The 16,651-nt window shown below is 65.1% G+C and carries 18 protein-coding genes; 1 reads left to right on the top strand and 17 read right to left on the bottom strand.

Going from position 1 to position 16,651, the window contains the following annotated elements; all coding sequences use genetic code 11:
• Positions 1–13: 13 nt before the first annotated feature.
• From L2Y97_RS09230 to L2Y97_RS09195, 8 genes are all read right to left on the bottom strand, one after another.
• Positions 14–220, bottom strand: coding sequence for a cold-shock protein (locus tag L2Y97_RS09230; protein ID WP_036117760.1), 207 nt, complete (start codon positions 218–220; stop codon positions 14–16).
• Between the two features lie 142 nt (positions 221–362).
• Positions 363–1,106 carry an S-methyl-5'-thioinosine phosphorylase gene (locus L2Y97_RS09225; RefSeq protein ID WP_247435797.1) on the bottom strand — a complete coding sequence of 248 codons (744 nt, stop codon included), beginning with the start codon at positions 1,104–1,106 and terminating at the stop codon, positions 363–365.
• Between the two features lie 4 nt (positions 1,107–1,110).
• Positions 1,111–1,659 carry a hypoxanthine-guanine phosphoribosyltransferase gene (locus L2Y97_RS09220; protein WP_247435794.1) on the bottom strand — a complete coding sequence of 183 codons (549 nt, stop codon included), beginning with the start codon at positions 1,657–1,659 and terminating at the stop codon, positions 1,111–1,113.
• Positions 1,660–1,666: 7 nt separating this feature from the next.
• Positions 1,667–2,668 carry a beta-N-acetylhexosaminidase gene (gene nagZ / locus L2Y97_RS09215; protein WP_247435791.1) on the bottom strand — a complete coding sequence of 334 codons (1,002 nt, stop codon included), beginning with the start codon at positions 2,666–2,668 and terminating at the stop codon, positions 1,667–1,669.
• The gene (locus L2Y97_RS09210) at positions 2,668–3,186 is read right to left on the bottom strand and encodes a CYTH domain-containing protein (protein WP_247435788.1); all 519 of its coding nucleotides are present in this window, start codon (positions 3,184–3,186) and stop codon (positions 2,668–2,670) included. Before L2Y97_RS09210 ends, nagZ begins: the two co-directional genes overlap by 1 nt.
• 13 nt (positions 3,187–3,199) lie before the next feature.
• Complete coding sequence (rlmD, locus tag L2Y97_RS09205) at positions 3,200–4,501, bottom strand: 23S rRNA (uracil(1939)-C(5))-methyltransferase RlmD (protein WP_247435786.1); 1,302 nt, start codon at positions 4,499–4,501, stop codon at positions 3,200–3,202.
• Positions 4,502–4,597: 96 nt separating this feature from the next.
• The gene (locus L2Y97_RS09200; protein ID WP_247435784.1) at positions 4,598–5,203 is read right to left on the bottom strand and encodes a YdbL family probable chaperone protein; all 606 of its coding nucleotides are present in this window, start codon (positions 5,201–5,203) and stop codon (positions 4,598–4,600) included.
• Positions 5,204–5,247: 44 nt separating this feature from the next.
• Positions 5,248–7,275 carry a translocation/assembly module TamB domain-containing protein gene (locus tag L2Y97_RS09195; RefSeq protein ID WP_247435781.1) on the bottom strand — a complete coding sequence of 676 codons (2,028 nt, stop codon included), beginning with the start codon at positions 7,273–7,275 and terminating at the stop codon, positions 5,248–5,250.
• Positions 7,276–7,320: 45 nt separating this feature from the next.
• Between L2Y97_RS09195 and L2Y97_RS09190 the strand changes: the two genes are divergently transcribed.
• Entirely contained in the window at positions 7,321–8,052 is a 732-nt protein-coding gene (locus L2Y97_RS09190) for a response regulator (RefSeq protein WP_247435778.1), read from the top strand.
• Positions 8,053–8,090: 38 nt separating this feature from the next.
• Here L2Y97_RS09190 and recO read toward each other — a convergent pair whose 3' ends face one another.
• From recO to rpoE, 9 genes are all read right to left on the bottom strand, one after another.
• Positions 8,091–8,783 (bottom strand): DNA repair protein RecO, encoded by a 693-nt coding sequence (gene recO / locus L2Y97_RS09185; RefSeq protein WP_247435775.1) that lies wholly within the window; start codon positions 8,781–8,783, stop codon positions 8,091–8,093.
• Between the two features lie 21 nt (positions 8,784–8,804).
• Positions 8,805–9,737 carry a GTPase Era gene (gene era, locus L2Y97_RS09180; protein WP_247435772.1) on the bottom strand — a complete coding sequence of 311 codons (933 nt, stop codon included), beginning with the start codon at positions 9,735–9,737 and terminating at the stop codon, positions 8,805–8,807.
• Positions 9,734–10,387, bottom strand: coding sequence for a ribonuclease III (gene rnc / locus L2Y97_RS09175; protein WP_247435770.1), 654 nt, complete (start codon positions 10,385–10,387; stop codon positions 9,734–9,736). Before rnc ends, era begins: the two co-directional genes overlap by 4 nt.
• Positions 10,388–10,393: 6 nt before the next feature.
• Complete coding sequence (locus L2Y97_RS09170; RefSeq protein WP_247435768.1) at positions 10,394–10,777, bottom strand: DUF4845 domain-containing protein; 384 nt, start codon at positions 10,775–10,777, stop codon at positions 10,394–10,396.
• A gap of 142 nt (positions 10,778–10,919) precedes the next feature.
• The gene (gene lepB, locus L2Y97_RS09165) at positions 10,920–11,831 is read right to left on the bottom strand and encodes a signal peptidase I (protein WP_247435766.1); all 912 of its coding nucleotides are present in this window, start codon (positions 11,829–11,831) and stop codon (positions 10,920–10,922) included.
• A 99-nt stretch (positions 11,832–11,930) separates the two neighbouring features.
• Positions 11,931–13,721 carry a translation elongation factor 4 gene (gene lepA / locus L2Y97_RS09160; protein WP_247435764.1) on the bottom strand — a complete coding sequence of 597 codons (1,791 nt, stop codon included), beginning with the start codon at positions 13,719–13,721 and terminating at the stop codon, positions 11,931–11,933.
• 129 nt (positions 13,722–13,850) lie between these two features.
• Positions 13,851–15,272, bottom strand: coding sequence for a Do family serine endopeptidase (locus L2Y97_RS09155; protein WP_247435762.1), 1,422 nt, complete (start codon positions 15,270–15,272; stop codon positions 13,851–13,853).
• A gap of 121 nt (positions 15,273–15,393) precedes the next feature.
• Positions 15,394–16,056 carry a sigma-E factor negative regulatory protein gene (locus L2Y97_RS09150; protein WP_247435760.1) on the bottom strand — a complete coding sequence of 221 codons (663 nt, stop codon included), beginning with the start codon at positions 16,054–16,056 and terminating at the stop codon, positions 15,394–15,396.
• Positions 16,053–16,649 carry an RNA polymerase sigma factor RpoE gene (rpoE, locus tag L2Y97_RS09145; RefSeq protein ID WP_247435758.1) on the bottom strand — a complete coding sequence of 199 codons (597 nt, stop codon included), beginning with the start codon at positions 16,647–16,649 and terminating at the stop codon, positions 16,053–16,055. Before rpoE ends, L2Y97_RS09150 begins: the two co-directional genes overlap by 4 nt.
• Between the last annotated feature and the right edge of the window lie 2 nt (positions 16,650–16,651).

Genomic DNA, 16,651 nt, shown 5'->3' with positions numbered 1-16,651 from the left:
TTGGCGCTATCAATCAGGCAGCGATTTCGACACCCGACGCCTGGGCACCCTTCGGGCCCGTCGTCACTTCGAACTTCACGCGCTGGCCTTCCTGAAGGCTACGGAAGCCCTTCGAGTTGATCGCAGAAAAGTGGACGAACACGTCCTCCCCACCGTCCTCGGGCGCGATGAAACCGAAACCCTTGGCGTCGTTGAACCACTTGACCGTACCGAAACGCATTGCGGAAACCTCTGGACATGGACTGGAAGCACCCGGATGGCGAGGCGTTCCCCAGATCCCCTTGGCCTGCCCCCGCGGCGCGAGCGAAGTATCATCATGTTTTAGACCAACGCGCAAGTGGGACTCTTTCGCATACGCCCCGTCAGGCGGCCAGCATGCGGCCCAGGATGGGGGCGACATTGGCCGTGGCGGCGGCGAGGTGGGCAAAGATTTCCTCGATGCTGATCTCGGCCTCGTCGCCTGCACCTGCCGCGAAATTCGCGACCAGGGCCAGGCAGGCGAACTCCAGGTCCAGCTCGCGGGCCAGCGCGGCCTCGGGCATGCCGGTCATGCCGACCAGGTCGCAACCATCGCGCTTCATACGGGCGATCTCGGCACGGGTCTCCAGGCGCGGCCCCTGGGTCACCCCGTGGACGCCCCCGTCGATGATGGCCAGGCCTTCGGCGCGGGCCGCGGCCAGGATCGCCTGGCGCAGGCTTTCCGTATACGGCTCGCTGAAATCGATATGCCGTACCTCGGCCCCTTCCACATCGTTGAAGCTGGTGTAGCGGCCGTGGGTGTAGTCGATGACCTGGTCGGGCACGACCAGCACACGCGGGCCCATGTCATCGCGGATGCCACCGACCGCATTCACCGCGACGACCTTGCGCGCACCCAGCGAATGCAGCGCCCACAGGTTGGCGCGGTAGTTCACCCGGTGCGGCGGCACGGTGTGGCTCTCGCCATGCCGCGCCAGGAAGGCCAGGCGCTTGCCCTTGAAGTCACCCACGACGATATCGCCCGAGGCCGGGCCAAAGGGGGTTTCCACGGTATGCCGCTGGGGGTTCTGCAGGCCTTCGAAGGCGTACAGGCCACTGCCGCCGATCACGGCAAGATCGATGCTCACGGGGTTAATCCTTCAGTGCGTAGATGGCCGGCAGGTTACGAGCCTGCTCGTAGTAATCCATGCCGTAGCCGAAGACGTAACGGTCGGGCAGGTTCACGCCGTTGAAATCGGCATCGATACCCTCGGCACGGCGAGCGTGCAGCTTGGTGCAGAGCACCGCCAGCAGCACCCGCTTCGCGCCCATGGCCACGCAGGCATCGCGCACGGCCTTCAGCGTGTGGCCTTCATCCAGGATGTCATCGACCAGCACCACGGTGCGGCCTTCCAGCGGCACCTCGGGGCGGCGCAGCCAATGCAGGTCGCTGCCGCTGGTGTTGCCGCGGTAACGGGTGGCGTGCACGTAGTCGAACTCGAGGTCGGTCCTGATCGCCAGGGCCAGCTGGCCGGCGAAGATGAGCGCGCCGTGCATGACCGTGAGGAACACCGGACGCTCGCCGGCAAGCGCGGTATCGATCTCGCGCCCCATGCGGGCGATCTCGGTATCCAGTTGCTCGCGGCTGAACAGCAGGTCGGAATTTTCGAGCGCTTGCTCGAGCGATGCGGCGGCGGTCATGGGTAGCTCAGGACTCCAGGGCAGTCACGCGCGCAATGAAGCGCTCGCGTTGGGGATTATCGACAAGGCCTTCCCAGGTCGATCCGATGGCACCGCGCAACGGTGCGATGCGTTCGATCGGCGGCAGCCGGCGGCCCTTGACCGCGGCAATCGCTTCGGGAACCACGTCGGGGAAACAGGCCAGCACCAGATCACAGCCGGCATCGAGATTGGCCTGCGCGCGGGCGGCGATGCCACCCACGCTGCCGGCCGCGGCCATGCTGATGTCATCACCGAACACACAGCCACGGAAACCGAGCTCGCCACGCAGGATCTCTTCGATCCACACATGCGAATAGCCGGCAGGCTGGTCATCGACGGACGTGTACTTCACGTGCGCCGCCATGACCGCCTCGGCGCGCGCCTCGATACCGGCCACGAAGGGCAGCAGGTCGGTCCGCAGGATCTCATTCTTGCTGCGCGTATCGACGGCGATGGACTCGTGGGTATCTTCCGCAACGGAGCCATGGCCCGGGAAATGCTTCAGCACCGCGGCCATGCCGCCCAGGTGCATGCCGCGCACATAGGCCTGGACCAGCTCGGCGCTGATGACCGGATCGGCATGGAACGCGCGATCACCGATGGCCTTGCTGCCACGATCGATATCGGCCACGGGTGCGAAGCTGAAATCCACGCCGATCGCGCGCATTTCGCTGGCCATGATCCACGCATGTTCTTCGGCGCGGTCCACGGCCTCACCCGGGTCGGCGTCGTACAGCTTGCCGATGGCACGCAGCGGCGGCAGGCGGGTGAACCCCTCACGGAAGCGCTGCACGCGGCCGCCCTCCTGGTCCACGCACACCAGCAGGTCGTCGCCACCCACCTCGCGCACGGCATCGATCAATGCCGTGACCTGTTCGCGGGATTCGAAGTTGCGGCTGAAGAGAATGACGCCCGCCACGCCGTGCGCCGTGAGGTGCGCATGCTCGTGCGGCTTCAGTTCCTTGCCTTCCAGACCGATCAGCAGCATCAGGCGTTCTCCTTCCCTTCCCGCTCGGCCGGCGTCCAGTCGCGATACGGCCGGTCGATCAGGTTGACGTTGTAATAGCGGACGAGGTCGCTCACTTCGAGGCCCAGCCACTCGGGTGTCGGATAGGCGGCATCGGCCGCGTCGAGCTCGATTTCGGCCACCACCAGGCCGGCGTTGGCGCCAGTGAACTCATCGATTTCGAAGTGTGCGCCATGCAGCATGACGTGATGACGAACTTTCTCCACCACCCCGTCAGCAAGGGTCTCGAGCATATGCCGGGCATCGGCGAGCGGCACCGGGTACTCGTACTCCTGGCGCTCAATGCCCAGGGTGGCGGATTTGATATTGAGCCAGGCCTGCTCGCCCGAGATGCGCACGCGCACCGATGAGCGCGCATGGCCACCTTCGATGGCCCCCATGCCGACAAGGTAACCCTGGGCGATGGGCTCGCTGCGCTCGATCAGTGCACGCCAGCCTTCGCCAGCGAGGAGGAACTTGCGTTCGATTTCAACGCCCATGCCCTGCCCTTGCTCAGCCGCGCTCGAACAGCGCGATGGATTCAACGTGAGCGGTGTGCGGGAACATATCCATCACACCGGCCGACACGAGCCGGAAGCCGTGCTTCTCGACGAGGATACCCGCATCCCGGGCCAGCGACCCGGGGTGGCAGGAGACGTACACGATGCGGTTGGTGCCCTTGCGCGGCAGGTACTCGAGCACCTTGTCGGCGCCGGCACGCGGCGGGTCGAGCAGGATCTTGTCCCAGGCCTGCTTTGCCCAGGGCTCCTCGCGCTGGTCTTCGAAGAGGTTGGCCACGCGGAACGACGCATTGGCGATGCCGTTACGGGCGGCGTTTTCAGCGGCGCGCTGCACCAGCCCGTGTTCACCTTCCACACCCACCACCTCGGCCGCATGTCGGGCAATCGGCAACGTGAAGTTGCCCAGGCCGCAGAACAGGTCGAGCACCTTGTCGGTGGACTTCAGGTCAAGCAATTCGAGCGTACGCGCAAGCATCCGCTGGTTCATGCCCGCGTTGACCTGTACGAAATCGAGCGGCAGGAACTCCAGCTCGACGTTATCCGCAGGGATGGCGAACGACAGGCGCGGCGCCTCCGGCCACAACGCATGCACGCTGCTGTGGTTGCCTGGCTGCAGGTAGATCGCGAAGCCGTGCTCCTGCGCGAAGGCGGTGAGCCTGGCGCGGTCGCCCTCGCTGAGCGGCGAAAGATGGCGGAACACGAGGGCGACCGTGTCGTCACCGGCGGCGAACTCGATCTGCGGGATGTCGCGCGCTGAATCCAGGCCCTGGATCAACGTGGCGAGCAAACCCACCTTCGGGCCGATCGCAGGGTGGATGACCTCGCACACATCGATATCGGCCACGAAGCGCGGATTGGATTCCTCGCGGAAACCGACCAGGACGCGATCCTTCTTGTTGACGAAGCGCACGGAGAACCGGCCCTTGCGGCGGTAGCTCCACGGCGAATCGGTGAGCGGCGGCAGCCAGCTTTCCGGGGTGACCTTGCCGATGCGCTCGAAGTTTTCGGCCAGCACGCGCTGCTTGGCGGCGATCTGCGCTTCCGGTGCCATGTGCTGCAATGAGCAGCCGCTGCACTGGCCGAAATGGCGGCACTTCGGTTCGACGCGATCGGGCGACGCCTCGATGATCGAAACAACCTCGGCATCGTCGTAGTTGCGGTGACGCTTGCGGTACTTCAACAGCACGCGCTCGCCCGGCAGCGCGCCGGAAACAAACGTGGCCTTGTTGTCGATGCGGGCGACGCCTCGGCCGTCGTGGCTGAGGTCGGTGATGGTGGCTTCGAATTCGGTCATGCGCTCAAAAAACTAAAAGCCCGGACGGGGCGGTCCGGGCCGGGCTGGGAGGCGCCGCGCGGGCATACAGCGCGGCGTGCGATCCTGGCGAAGGGCTTACTTGCGTTTCCAGGCGCCGGAGGCGTCCTGATAATACCAGCCCGCGGGGGCGCGCTCGACCCAGCCCGCGGCGAAGGTCTTGCGGATCTGCGGCTCCCATTCGGGGTGGCCATTGGCTTTGGCGATTTCCTTGTAGAGCTGGTCGCGGTCGCTGTTCTCGTCACGCACCACGCTGGCCGCCTGCGAGCGTTGATCCAGCGGTAGTGAGCCGGCATCGCGCACAGCCACCAGGCCATTGGCGGTGAAGCCGACCGCACCGGAATCGAACAGGGTCTTGAGCTGGCCGCCAAAGCGGCCCTTCATGCGTGCCCGGATCGCGTCGGTCTCTGGCGAGCGCACCTGGATATCGGGGCTTTCGGCCGCCATGGCCCTGGGGATCACCAAATCCAGAAGCGAGGCCGAAGGCTGCTTGCCGGCGGCGGGCTTGGGTGGCGCTTTGTCGCCCGCCGCTGGCGCGACGCCGCTATCGTCAAGCACGTTGCCGATGAACTGGTCGGCGGCCTTCTGGGCGGCCGCCTCGGGGAAGTAGACGTTGATGGTGACGCAGCCGACCAAGGCGATGGCGGCGGCGAAGATCAGGCCAATCAGTGGTTTGCGGGACATTCGTCTATTCCTTTATCGGTTGCGGCGTCACCGCGTACATGTACCTATTGAATGGTGGGGCCATCGCCCTTGGTGGCGGCCTGGAGGCGGCGGAGCAGCGTGGGCCAGTCGACCTCGCGCTGGTGGCCGACCACGGTGAGATGCGGCAGGCCGCTGCCCTCGACGATAGTGTAGCCATCCTTCGTGGCGCCCAAGCCACCCATGCTGCAGACATCACCCTTGAGCGTGCAGTTGAGCCCGATGCGCCGGTAGCCGAACGTCTTGAACAACTTGAGCACGGTGCCCTGCAGGCCGCCGGCGATACCGCCGCCGCCGACGGAAGTGAGGTTGTTGACGGCCTTCTGGCTGATACGGCCGCCCTGGTCGGCAAGCAACGTCGCCTTGAACGCCGAGGGCTGCCAGGCCACCAGGCGCACATCATCGATGCTGCCGTGCAAGCGGCCCGTGATGCTGCCGAAATCGAACACCGAGGTCATTTTCGCCAGATCGAGGTTGCGCAGCGCGATATTCCCGGCGAGCACGGGAGCATCACTGAACGGACGCGACAGCGTCATGCCGGTGATATCGACGAAGCCATCGAAAACGTTCAGCGCGAGCCCGCCACCCAGCTCCACCCGGTCATCCACATAACGCAGTGACGGCACGGCACCGCCCAGCGTCCCGCCGAACTCCGGCCACCCTACGGCCCGGCAGAACGCCCCCATGTCGATCTGGGTCAGCGCGAGCGATGTCTGCAGGCGCTCGCCAGTGGCAGCCGCGGGCTTCCAGCCAAGCGACAGGACGCGCAGGTTGCCGTCGAGCACCGGGATGGCCATGGGCTTCTCGAGTGCGAGGGTGCCGCCCTTGCTACGCCACGTGCCCTCCGCGGCACCGTTGGGGATACGGTAGACCTGCAGGCTCTGCCAGCCCATGCGCGTCGTGGGGCGATCTTCATCCACGCTCCAGTCGACGGAACCGTGCAGGCCATTCACGCCCAGGCGGCCATCCGCCATCGCCAGGTCCAGGTCACCGGTCTGGACCGCGAACGCCGTGGGGCCGCCGGGGCCCATGGCCAGGTGGCCGGCCACATCACCGCTCGCTCGCAGGCCATCCAGGCCCCACGTGCGCACCAGGCCCTTGCCGTAGCGGTCGTAGGCGGCCGGGAAGCGCGCGTTGAAGCGATCGAGGCGTAACGTGCTGAGTTCGCCCTTCGTATCAAAACCCAGCTCACCCTCCAGCTGGAGTGCATCGGGATCGGTCAGGCGCAGCCGGCGGATGCCGAGCGTGCCTTTCTGGGAACGCGCGGAGAGGGAAACCTGCACGGCGTGCGCGGGCAGGTTGGCATAGAGCGGCCCAAGCAGCCATTCACCACCCCGCAGGGCGGCATCGAGGTCGATCGTGGCGCCTTCCTGGCTGGTATCGAGGCCCAGTCGGCCGCTACCGCTGATTTTCTGCCCGGCCAGCTTGCCGCCCGGGCTGTCGAAGCCCACGCCGTCGAGCGCGAACTGGCCCGCTGCCTGCGTGCCGGTATCGAGCAGGTCCAGCGCCAGGTCCGCGTTGACCTTGCCCGCGGTCGGACGGCCCGACCAGACAGTAGACAGGAGCCCCTGCAGCCAGCCTGCCGGCAGGTTCTTCAGCGTGATCTGCGCGTGGGTGACCTGGTCGATCGGCAAGGCGACCTCGGCCACCGCCTTGTCCTGGGTCACCGAGACGGCCAGCGTATTGGCGGCTTCGTCCGCCACGATACGCACGGCAGCGTCGGTGAGCGCGCCACCGGGCGCGCCACGCAGGCGCACCCGGCCCTCGAACACCCAGCGACCCAGTTCATCGCGATCCAGCTGGCCTTCCAGCGCCAGGCCAAGCTTGCGCCAGCCCATGGCGGGCACGTCGGCTTTCTTTGCCGTCAGTTGCAGCTGGATGCCCTTCCCGTCGCCCTGCGGGTTCAGGTCCGCCTGCATATCGGTCAGGCTGAGCCCCGGAACGGAAACGCTATCCGCGCCCACCGAAAGGCCCGCATGCGCGGGCGCCCCCCAGGAGAGCGCAATCCAGGCGACAAGGAAAAATGCGAGTGGGCGGGTTGATACGCGGCGCATGCTGCTCCATTCTGCCAAAACCAGATGAACGACATGGAACGTTGCGTGGACCCGAACCGCCCTCCCCCACTTGACCGCCGTACCCTGCGCGCCGTACTGGTCGCGGATGACGACCCCTCCACGCGCCAGTTCCTCTCTGGGGCCCTGGTGTCACTGGGCTATGACGTGACGCTTGCGGTGGATGGCAAGGACGCGCTGCGCCATGCATGCGCCACGAAGTTCGATGCGCTCGTGCTGGATTGCCGAATGCCGCACGGCGGGGCCATGGATATCCTTCGCGACCTCCGGGAAGGCATCGATGCGGCCTCGGCCGGCGCCCCTGCCTTCGCCACCAGCGCGGAGATACCAGGGACACTGCGTGACGATCTCGCCGATGCCGGCTTTGCGGGTGTCATTGAGAAGCCATGCAAGATCAGTGCACTCAAGCATGCACTGGAAGCCGTGCTTGGCGTGGATCCGCGCGTGGACGTGCTGGATGACAAGGAGGGGCTCACGGCAACGGGCGACGCGGCCATCATGCGCACCTTGCGCGAATTGCTGCACAGGGAGCTTCTCGATCTGCGCAGCGAGTTGCATACCCTGGCACACGATCCGGCCGGCCTGGTCGACCGGTTGCACCGCCTGCGCTCGGCATGCGGCTTCTGCGGTGCAACCCGCCTGGGGGCGCAGGCCAAGGCCCTGCAGGGGCATGTCGTGGATGCAAGGTATATGGCGCCCGCCGTGATCGAGCGGTTTCGCCGGGAGCTTGAGGCGACCATTACCGCACTTGCGCTGTAGGGATCGCGCGCAAGCGCGCTCCTACACAAGCGAGGTCGCTACCGCAGCACCCGCCAGGCTTTCAGCTCGCCGCCACCCAGGTGGAAGGTGATCACCTGCCGCATCATACGCCGCAGCGCTGCCAGGCCGGCCTGGTCTGGCGATGTGTCGCTGGCGAGGGCGAGTAAATCGGAACCGCGCAGGCCATGGGGGTCCCCGGGGCGGCCGGGCATGGCGCCCGATTCGGGGTCATAGAAGTACGTGGCAGCGGGATCGAGAGGCTCGCCATCGACCGCACCCACGTCCATCTGCAGCGCGTACCCCAATGCGTCCAACATGTCGCGTTCGAACCGCCGCAACGTCCAGCCCAACGGCTCACCCGCCGCCATGCGCTGCAGTGTTACTTCGTAGTGATCGAACAGATCCGGGGTCGGGTCCTGCCGCCCGGTCAGGCGAACCACCAGTTCATTGAGATACAAACCAGCGAGCCCGGCATCGCCAGCCAGGCGCATCGGCGTACCCACCGGTTCGGCCGATCGCAGGGTGGCCAGTTCGCCTTTCAGCAGCAGATCCAGCGCAATACGCTGGAACGGCTCCAACTGGGCACGTTGGGCGCGGGCACGCTCGTTGCGCACGCCGCGTGCGACCACGCCGATACGGCCGAGGTCGCGCGTGAGGCATTCCACGAGCAACGAGGTCTCGCGATACGGCCGCGCATGCAGGACAAAAGCGGGCTGCTGTTCGACGCGCATGACGATCGCGCCTGTACGGGCTTATTCGTAACCGAAACGCTTGAGCAGGTTTTCGTCGTCGGCCCAGCCTTCGCGCACCTTCACCCAAAGCTTGAGGAACACCTTGCGCTCGAACATGGTCTCCATGGCCTTGCGGGCCGAGGTACCAATCGCCTTGAGCTGCGCGCCACCCGCACCGATCACGATGGCCTTCTGCCCATCGCGCTCCACCCAGATCACCGCGTGCACTTCGGCCACGCCATCCGGGCGATCCTGGAAGGCCTCGATCTCGACCGTGGTCGCGTACGGCAACTCCTGGTCGAGGCGAAGCATGAGCTGCTCGCGAACCATCTCGGCCGCCAGGAAACGCTCGCTGCGATCGGTGATCTCATCCTCGCCGTAAATCGCCGGCTGCTCGGGAAGGCGCTTCAGGATGCCCTTTTCCAACCCGGCAAGACCCTTGGACTTCAGCGCGCTGACGTAATACACGTCATCGAACGGATGCTTCTGCATCAGGTCGGCGACGAACGGCAGCATGGCCGCCTTGTCCTTCTGCAGGTCCACCTTGTTGATGGCCAGCAGTTTCGGCATGTCCTTCTGCTCGGAGAGCGCCTGGTACATCGCCGCGTCCTCATCCGTCCAGCGGCCGGCCTCGATCACCTGCACGGCAAGGTCCACCTCGGTGACGGCTGCACGGGCGGCGCGATTCAGGCTGCGATTCATGGCCCGCTTGCCGCCACGGTGCAGGCCGGGCGTATCCACGTACAGGATCTGGCCGCCTGGCTTGGTCGAAATGCCGAGAATGCGGTGGCGGGTGGTTTGCGGGCGGTGGCTGACGATCGAAAGCCGCACGCCGATGAGGGCATTGAGCAAGGTCGACTTGCCCACGTTGGGGCGGCCGGCAAGCGCGACGTAGCCGCAGCGGAAATCGTCGTCGACCAGGGTATCGTTATCTTCGAATTCGTTATCGTTCATGGTTTCTTGTCCAGCAGCCGGCGCAGGACCGCCTCGGCGGCATCCTGCTCGGCGGCACGCCGGCTTCCCCCGCTCCCTTCGGTGCGGATGGCCTCCGGCTCTTCAATAGTGCAGCTGACGTCAAAGATCTTGGCATGGTCTTCGCCGTAACTGTCGGTCAGTTCGTAGGTGGGCAACGGCAAGCCCTTTCCCTGCAGCCATTCCTGCAGGCGGGTCTTGGCATCCTTGCTGGAGCGCTTCAGTTCTCCCACGCGCGGCGTGAAAAGCCTGCGCACGACCTGGCGGCAGGCGTCATAGCCGTCATCCAGGTAAACGGCGGCCAGCATCGCCTCGAAGGCATCGGCCAGGATCGAGTCCCGGCGGAACCCGCCGCTTTTCAGTTCCCCGGGGCCCAGCTTCAGCCGGTCGCCAAGCTCCAGCTCGCGTGCCACCACGGCCAGGGCCTGGCCATTCACGAGCTGGGAGCGAAGACGGGAAAGTTCGCCCTCGCTGGCGTGCGGGTGGGCTTCATAAAGCAACTCAGCCACCAGCACGCCCAGCAGGGCATCGCCGAGGAATTCCATGCGCTCGTTGTTCGGCTTCCCGGCGCTGCGGTGGGTCAGTGCCAGGGTCGCGAGACCGGGATCACGAAAACGGTGCGGGAATTCCACGAAACCTCAATATCCGGCGCCAGCGGCGCCGCGGAGTGCAACCTGCTTATCGAAATGAAGCAGGAAATCGATGTTGTACAAGAACGGAATACGCTTGTCGTAAGCGACCCGCAGCGTCGGGGTATTGTTCATACGAGTCACCGTGATGTCCTTCGGCTTGATCGTTGAATCATCCACGTACTGGAAGCTCATCTTGAACGCGAGCTGGCGACGCGCCTGCTCGATATCGTCGTTGCCGCGCTCGGTAGCCATCTGGTTCATGGCTTTCACCACGCCCATGTATTCGATGTACGAGGGCACGAGCTTCATGGCCATGAAGCCGAGAAAGCCCAGCACGACAAGGACAATGATAAAGCCAATGAGCGTAATGCCCGACTGCCTGGAATTCATGATATGTGACCCCGCCGCCCGTGGCGGCTCCCCTGAGTAATGCGGTGGATACCGGCGGAGCGCACGTGCGCCCCGCTGCGGAGATTACCTTGTCCACGCCGGGGCGCAACGCCCCGGGCCGTGACCGGCGCCACCGTTCCGGTCAATGGATGACCTTGCCCATTCGGGAGAAATCGAACATGCCGCTAATGCCGTTATCGAACCCGCGCCAGGCCAGCCACACGAAGAACGCCTTGCCGACGAGGTTTTCCTCGGGCATGCAGCCCCACCAGCGGCTATCGGTACTGTTCATGCGGTTATCGCCCATGACGATGTAGCAGCCCTTGGGCACTTCCGAGGGCACAACCGCGTTCGGGATGTCCTGCGGCATGTTGTAAGCCGGGGTCAGGGCGATGGTGTGGTTCACGCTGCCCAGGTGCTCGGTGTACAGCTTCGAGCCGTAGGTCATCAGCAGGCGATCTTCCGGCTGCTTCACATCGCCCTTGTAAGGACCCAGCTCATCCATGGCAACCCGCTCACCGTTGATGAACAGCTCGCTGCCACGCGTTTCAATGCGGTCGCCCGGCACGCCGATCACGCGCTTGATCCAGTTCTCGCTCGGCACGGGGGCGGCGGGGTTCTGGCAGGTAACGTCGCCACTACGCACGATGTGGCCCGTGCCATCCGGGCAGCGGTAGCCTGGGAAGCGAAAAACGACCACGTCGCCCCGGCGCGGCTCACCGTTCGCCACCAGCTTATTGTTGAACGCCGGCATGCGCAGGCCGTAGGAGAACTTGTTGACCAGGATGAAGTCGCCCACATCGAGCGTCGGCATCATGGACCCGGATGGAATACGGAACGGTTCGGCGACGAACGAGCGCAGGATCAGCACCACCAGGATGACCGGGAACAGGGAACGTGCCCAGTCCACGGGCCATGGCTCGGGAATGTCGCTGCCTTCCGCTTCGGCGCGCGCGCGGCGGCTCTTGGCAAGGAACAGGCGATCGAAGAGCCAGATGACCCCGAAAAGGACCGTCACGCCCAGCAGGAACGCCGAAAAATCAAATGCCGCCATGCCATCTCCGTTAGTCGTGTGAAGGACCCGGTGGGTCCATTCCGGCGCATCCGGCGCCGGGTTTCCATGGGTAAAACGTCATGCCACCCGAGGGCGGGCTTACTTGTCGACTTTAAGCACGGCCAGGAAGGCTTCCTGCGGGATCTCCACCGAGCCCACCTGCTTCATGCGCTTCTTGCCTTCCTTCTGCTTCTCGAGGAGCTTCTTCTTGCGCGACACGTCACCGCCATAGCATTTGGCAAGCACGTTCTTGCGCAGCGCCTTCACCGTGGAGCGGGCGATGACCGCAGCGCCGATCGCGGCCTGGATCGCCACATCGAACTGCTGGCGCGGGATCAGGTCCTTCATGCGCTCGACCAGTTCACGGCCGCGGCGATCCGCGTGCGAACGATGCACGATGAGGCTGAGCGCATCCACGCGATCGCCGTTGATCAGGATATCGACGCGGACGAAGGGGCCGGCATCGAAGCGATCAAGGTGGTAATCCATCGACGCATAGCCGCGCGACACCGACTTCAGGCGATCGAAGAAATCGAGCACCACTTCGGCCAGCGGCAGTTCGTAGGTCACCTGCACCTGGGTGGCCAGGTACTGGATGGAACGCTGCACGCCACGCTTTTCTTCGCACAGCTTGATCACGTTGCCGACGTACTCGGCCGGCGTGAGGATGTTGGCGACGATGATCGGCTCGCGGATCTCGGCGATCTGCTGCGGCGGAGGCAGCTTGGCCGGGTTATCCATGTTGATGACGCTGCCGTCGGTCTTGGCCACCTCGTACACCACCGTGGGTGCGGTGGTGATCAGATCGAGGTCGTACTCGCGCTCGAGGCGCTCCTGCACGATTTCCATGTGCAGCATGCCAAGGAAGCCGCAGCGGAAACCGAAGCCCATGGCTTCGGAGCTTTCCGGTTCGAAGAACATGGCGGCATCGTTAAGGCGCAGCTTGTCGAGCGCCTCGCGCAGCGCCGGGTAATCGTCGGCCGAGACCGGGAACAGGCCGGCGAACACGCGCGGCTGCATGGTCTGGAAACCGGGTAACGGCTCTTCGGCCGGCTTGCCGGCGTGGGTGAGCGTATCGCCCACCGGGGCGCCATGGACGTCCTTGATGGATGCATTGATCCAGCCCACCTCGCCGGCGGAGAGCTTCTCGAGCTTCTTCCGCTTGGGCGTGAACACGCCGACATCATCGACCAGGTGGGTGCGGCCGGTGGACATGACCAGGATCTTGTCGCCCGGCTTGATCTCGCCCTGCATGACGCGCACCAGCGACACCACGCCAAGGTAGTTGTCGAACCACGAGTCGATGATCAGTGCCTGCAGCTTGTCGGTATCACGCGGCTTGGGCGCCGGGATGCGATGGATGATCGCCTCGAGCACCTCGATGACATTCTGGCCCGTCTTTGCGCTGACCGGGATGGCGTCGGATGCATCAAGGCCGATCACCGCCTCGATTTCGGCCTTGGCCTTGTCGATATCGGCGGTGGGCAGGTCGATCTTGTTGAGGACAGGAATGACCTCAAGCCCCTGCTCGATCGCCGTATAGCAGTTTGCGACCGACTGGGCTTCGACACCCTGGGCGGCATCGACCACCAGGAGCGCACCCTCGCAAGCGGACAGCGAGCGGCTTACCTCGTAGCTGAAATCCACGTGGCCGGGCGTATCGATGAAGTTGAGCTGGTAGGTCTTGCCATCGCGCGCCTTGTACGGCAACGACACCGACTGGGCCTTGATGGTGATGCCGCGCTCGCGCTCGATCGGGTTGTTGTCGAGTACCTGCGCTTCCATTTCGCGCTCGGACAGGCCGCCGCAAAGCTGGATGATGCGGTCGGCCAGGGTCGACTTACCGTGGTCGATATGGGCAATGATGGAGAAGTTGCGGATGAGTTCCATGGAGCGCCGTGGTCACGTTCACCATCGCTCGCGGCGCGAACGACGCGCACCGGCCGCCTTGGCCGGTGCGAATCCCGCATTATCGCATGGAAGGCCCGCCCCCGCCGAGGGCGGCCGGCCTTCCTGGGGTCATTTGTCGCTCGGGACAGTGATACCGACGAAGCGCGTGGTGTCGTCGCGGCGCACCAGCAACATGGCCGTATCGCCCTCCTTCACGCCCTTGACCGCATCCCGGAAGGCTGCGGCGCTACCGATCCGCTTCTGGTTCACCATCAGCACCACGTCCCCGGCCTGCAGGCCGGCACTGGCCGCCGTCCGCCCGGTGACCCGGCTGATCACCACACCCTCGCCAGCCTTCAGGCCCAGCTCGGATCGGGTCTGCGCATCGATATCCTCGACGGCCAGGCCAAGGGCCGACGCGGAGCCGGCCGCGGCCCCGCCGCTCGCGGCAGCCGCCAGCGCGTTCTTGTCGCGGGGCAGTTCACCGACCTTGACGTCCACGGTCTGCTTCTTGCCGTCGCGAAGTATCTCCACCTTGGCCATGGAACCCGGCTTGGTCATACCCACCAGCGGCGGCAGGTCCACGGACTGGGTAACGGGGGTGCCATTGAATCCCAGAATGACGTCGCCCTGCTTGAGGCCGGCCTTGTCCGCACCGCTGCCGGGCGTGACCTGGGCGACGAGCGCGCCGTTGGCATCAGGCAGGTTGAGGTTTTTCACGAACTGATCGACCGGCTGCACGGTGACACCCAGCATGCCGCGCGACACATACCCCTTGTCCTTGATCTGCTGGACCACGTTCATCGCCACATCAATGGGAATCGAGAACGAAAGCCCCTGGTACCCGCCCGATGTGGAATAGATCTGCGAGTTCACGCCAATCACCTGGCCCTGCAGGTTGAACAGCGGGCCGCCCGAATTGCCACGATTGATCGGCACGTCCGTCTGGATGAACGACGTGTACGGCTGGTCGCCGCTGCCGAGGTTGCGCCCCACCGCACTGATGATGCCGTGGGTGACGGTGGCATCCAGGCCAAAAGGCGAGCCAATCGCAAGCGCCCACTGGCCGCGCTTGACGCTGCGCGAGTCGCCGATGGTGACGGTGGGCAACGTGCTGGCATCTACCTTAAGCAAGGCAATGTCGTACTGCGGATCCTTGCCCACCACCTTCGCGGTGAAGGTGCGACGATCCTGCAAGCGAATTTTCACTTCATCGGCACCATCGACGACGTGGTCGTTGGTCAGGACGTAGCCATCGGCCGAGATGATGAAACCGGAACCTAGCGAGGTCTGCTCACGTGGCTGCATGGGCATGCCGGGCATACCGAAGAAACGGCGCAACAGCTCATCCTGGTCATCGGGGGCATCCTGTGCTCCCCTGCCCTGACTCTTGCTGGCCGCCTTACCGGAGGTCTTTGCCTCGACGTGGACCACCGCGGGCGCATTTTTTTCGACGATGCCGGTGAAGTCGGGTAACGATTGTGCTTGCGCGCCAACGCTCGCCACGACGAGCGCGCCACCGATCAGCGCGCGTGCATGCCAGGATGCCATGGGTATTTCTCCTTTTTTCAGGCATAGCTGCCCGTGCGGCGGCGAGGCCGCACGGGGTTATCACGAAACAGGGTGGGGAAAAGGCGCGCCGGGAGACGGCGGCGCGCCGGGCACGCACCGCTTAACGGGCCGCCGGTGCAGCCTGCGGCTGCACATAACGGGAACCATCGGGACGGGTCAGCAGCAGGTACTGGCCGCGACTGGCGTCCTGCACCGCGGCGGCACGGGCGCGCTGGATCTGGTAGGGCGTGGAACGCGGCAAGTACGCGGTGGCCGCGTCGTCACCGGAGCTATCGAACGCCGCCTTTTGCGTGAACTGCGAGGCCACGTTGCCACTAAGCCACTGCGGCGCGACCGGCGCACTCACCGGCTCAGGCGTGGCATCCGCCACGGCGGTACCCGCCGGGCTGGTTGCGCGGTGGGCGATATCCGGTGCTGCCGCACGGTTACCTGCGGGCTGCGCCACCATCAGTGCCGCCACGGCGACGCTGGCGGCGATGGCGCCACCTGCGGACCAGTGCAGCCAGCGACGGCGCGGTGCGCCCACAGGTGCTGCCTGCGTCGCAGCTTCCGCCTCGATCGCTGCCATGACGCGGTCCGCGAAACCCACCGAAACCGGGGGGAGTGCCTCGCCACGCACGCCGTCGCGGCCGACGTGATAACGCGACCATGCGTTCGCCAGGGCCGAATCGGTCTCGAGGCGACGCAACAGGAAGCGGATCTCCTCCCGTGACAGCTCTCCATCCATGCCGGCGGAGAGAATTTCCCGATTAGCTTCGCTCATGGGGTGTGGTCCTCGCGGTCTGACAACAACGGCCGCAATTTTTCATCGATGGCCTCGCGGGCCCTGAAGATACGTGACCGGACGGTCCCGATCGGACAATCCATCGTGGCGGCAATTTCCTCATAGCTCTTGCCTTCCACCTCACGCAGGGTAATCGCGACCCGAAGTTCCTCGGGCAACGCTTGGACAGTAGAAAACACCGTTTGTTCCACCTGCTCCCGCATGAGTTCACGTTCGGGGGTGGCGCTTTCATGCATCCGGGTGGCCCCGGGCACGTAAACGGCGTCTTCGGCGTCGATATCGCCCGTCGGCGGGCGCCGGCCCATGGCCACCAGGTGGTTCTTGGCGGTGTTCACGGCGATCTTGTAGAGCCAGGTGTAGAAGGCGCTTTCGCCGCGGAAGGACCCCAGGGCGCGCCAGGCGCGTACGAAGGCCTCCTGGGCGATATCTTCACATTCCGTCCAGTCATGGACATAGCGGGAAATCAGCGCCACCAGCTTGTGCTGGTATTTGCGGACAAGCAGGTCGAAGGCGCGGCGATCACCTTGCTGCACACGCTCGACAAGTGCTTGATCCAGTTCGTTTTCGCCCATCC

The sequence above is a fragment of the Luteibacter aegosomatissinici genome, assembly GCF_023078495.1.
Taxonomy (GTDB): domain Bacteria; phylum Pseudomonadota; class Gammaproteobacteria; order Xanthomonadales; family Rhodanobacteraceae; genus Luteibacter; species Luteibacter aegosomatissinici.
This window is presented reverse-complemented; position numbering and strand designations above follow the sequence as displayed.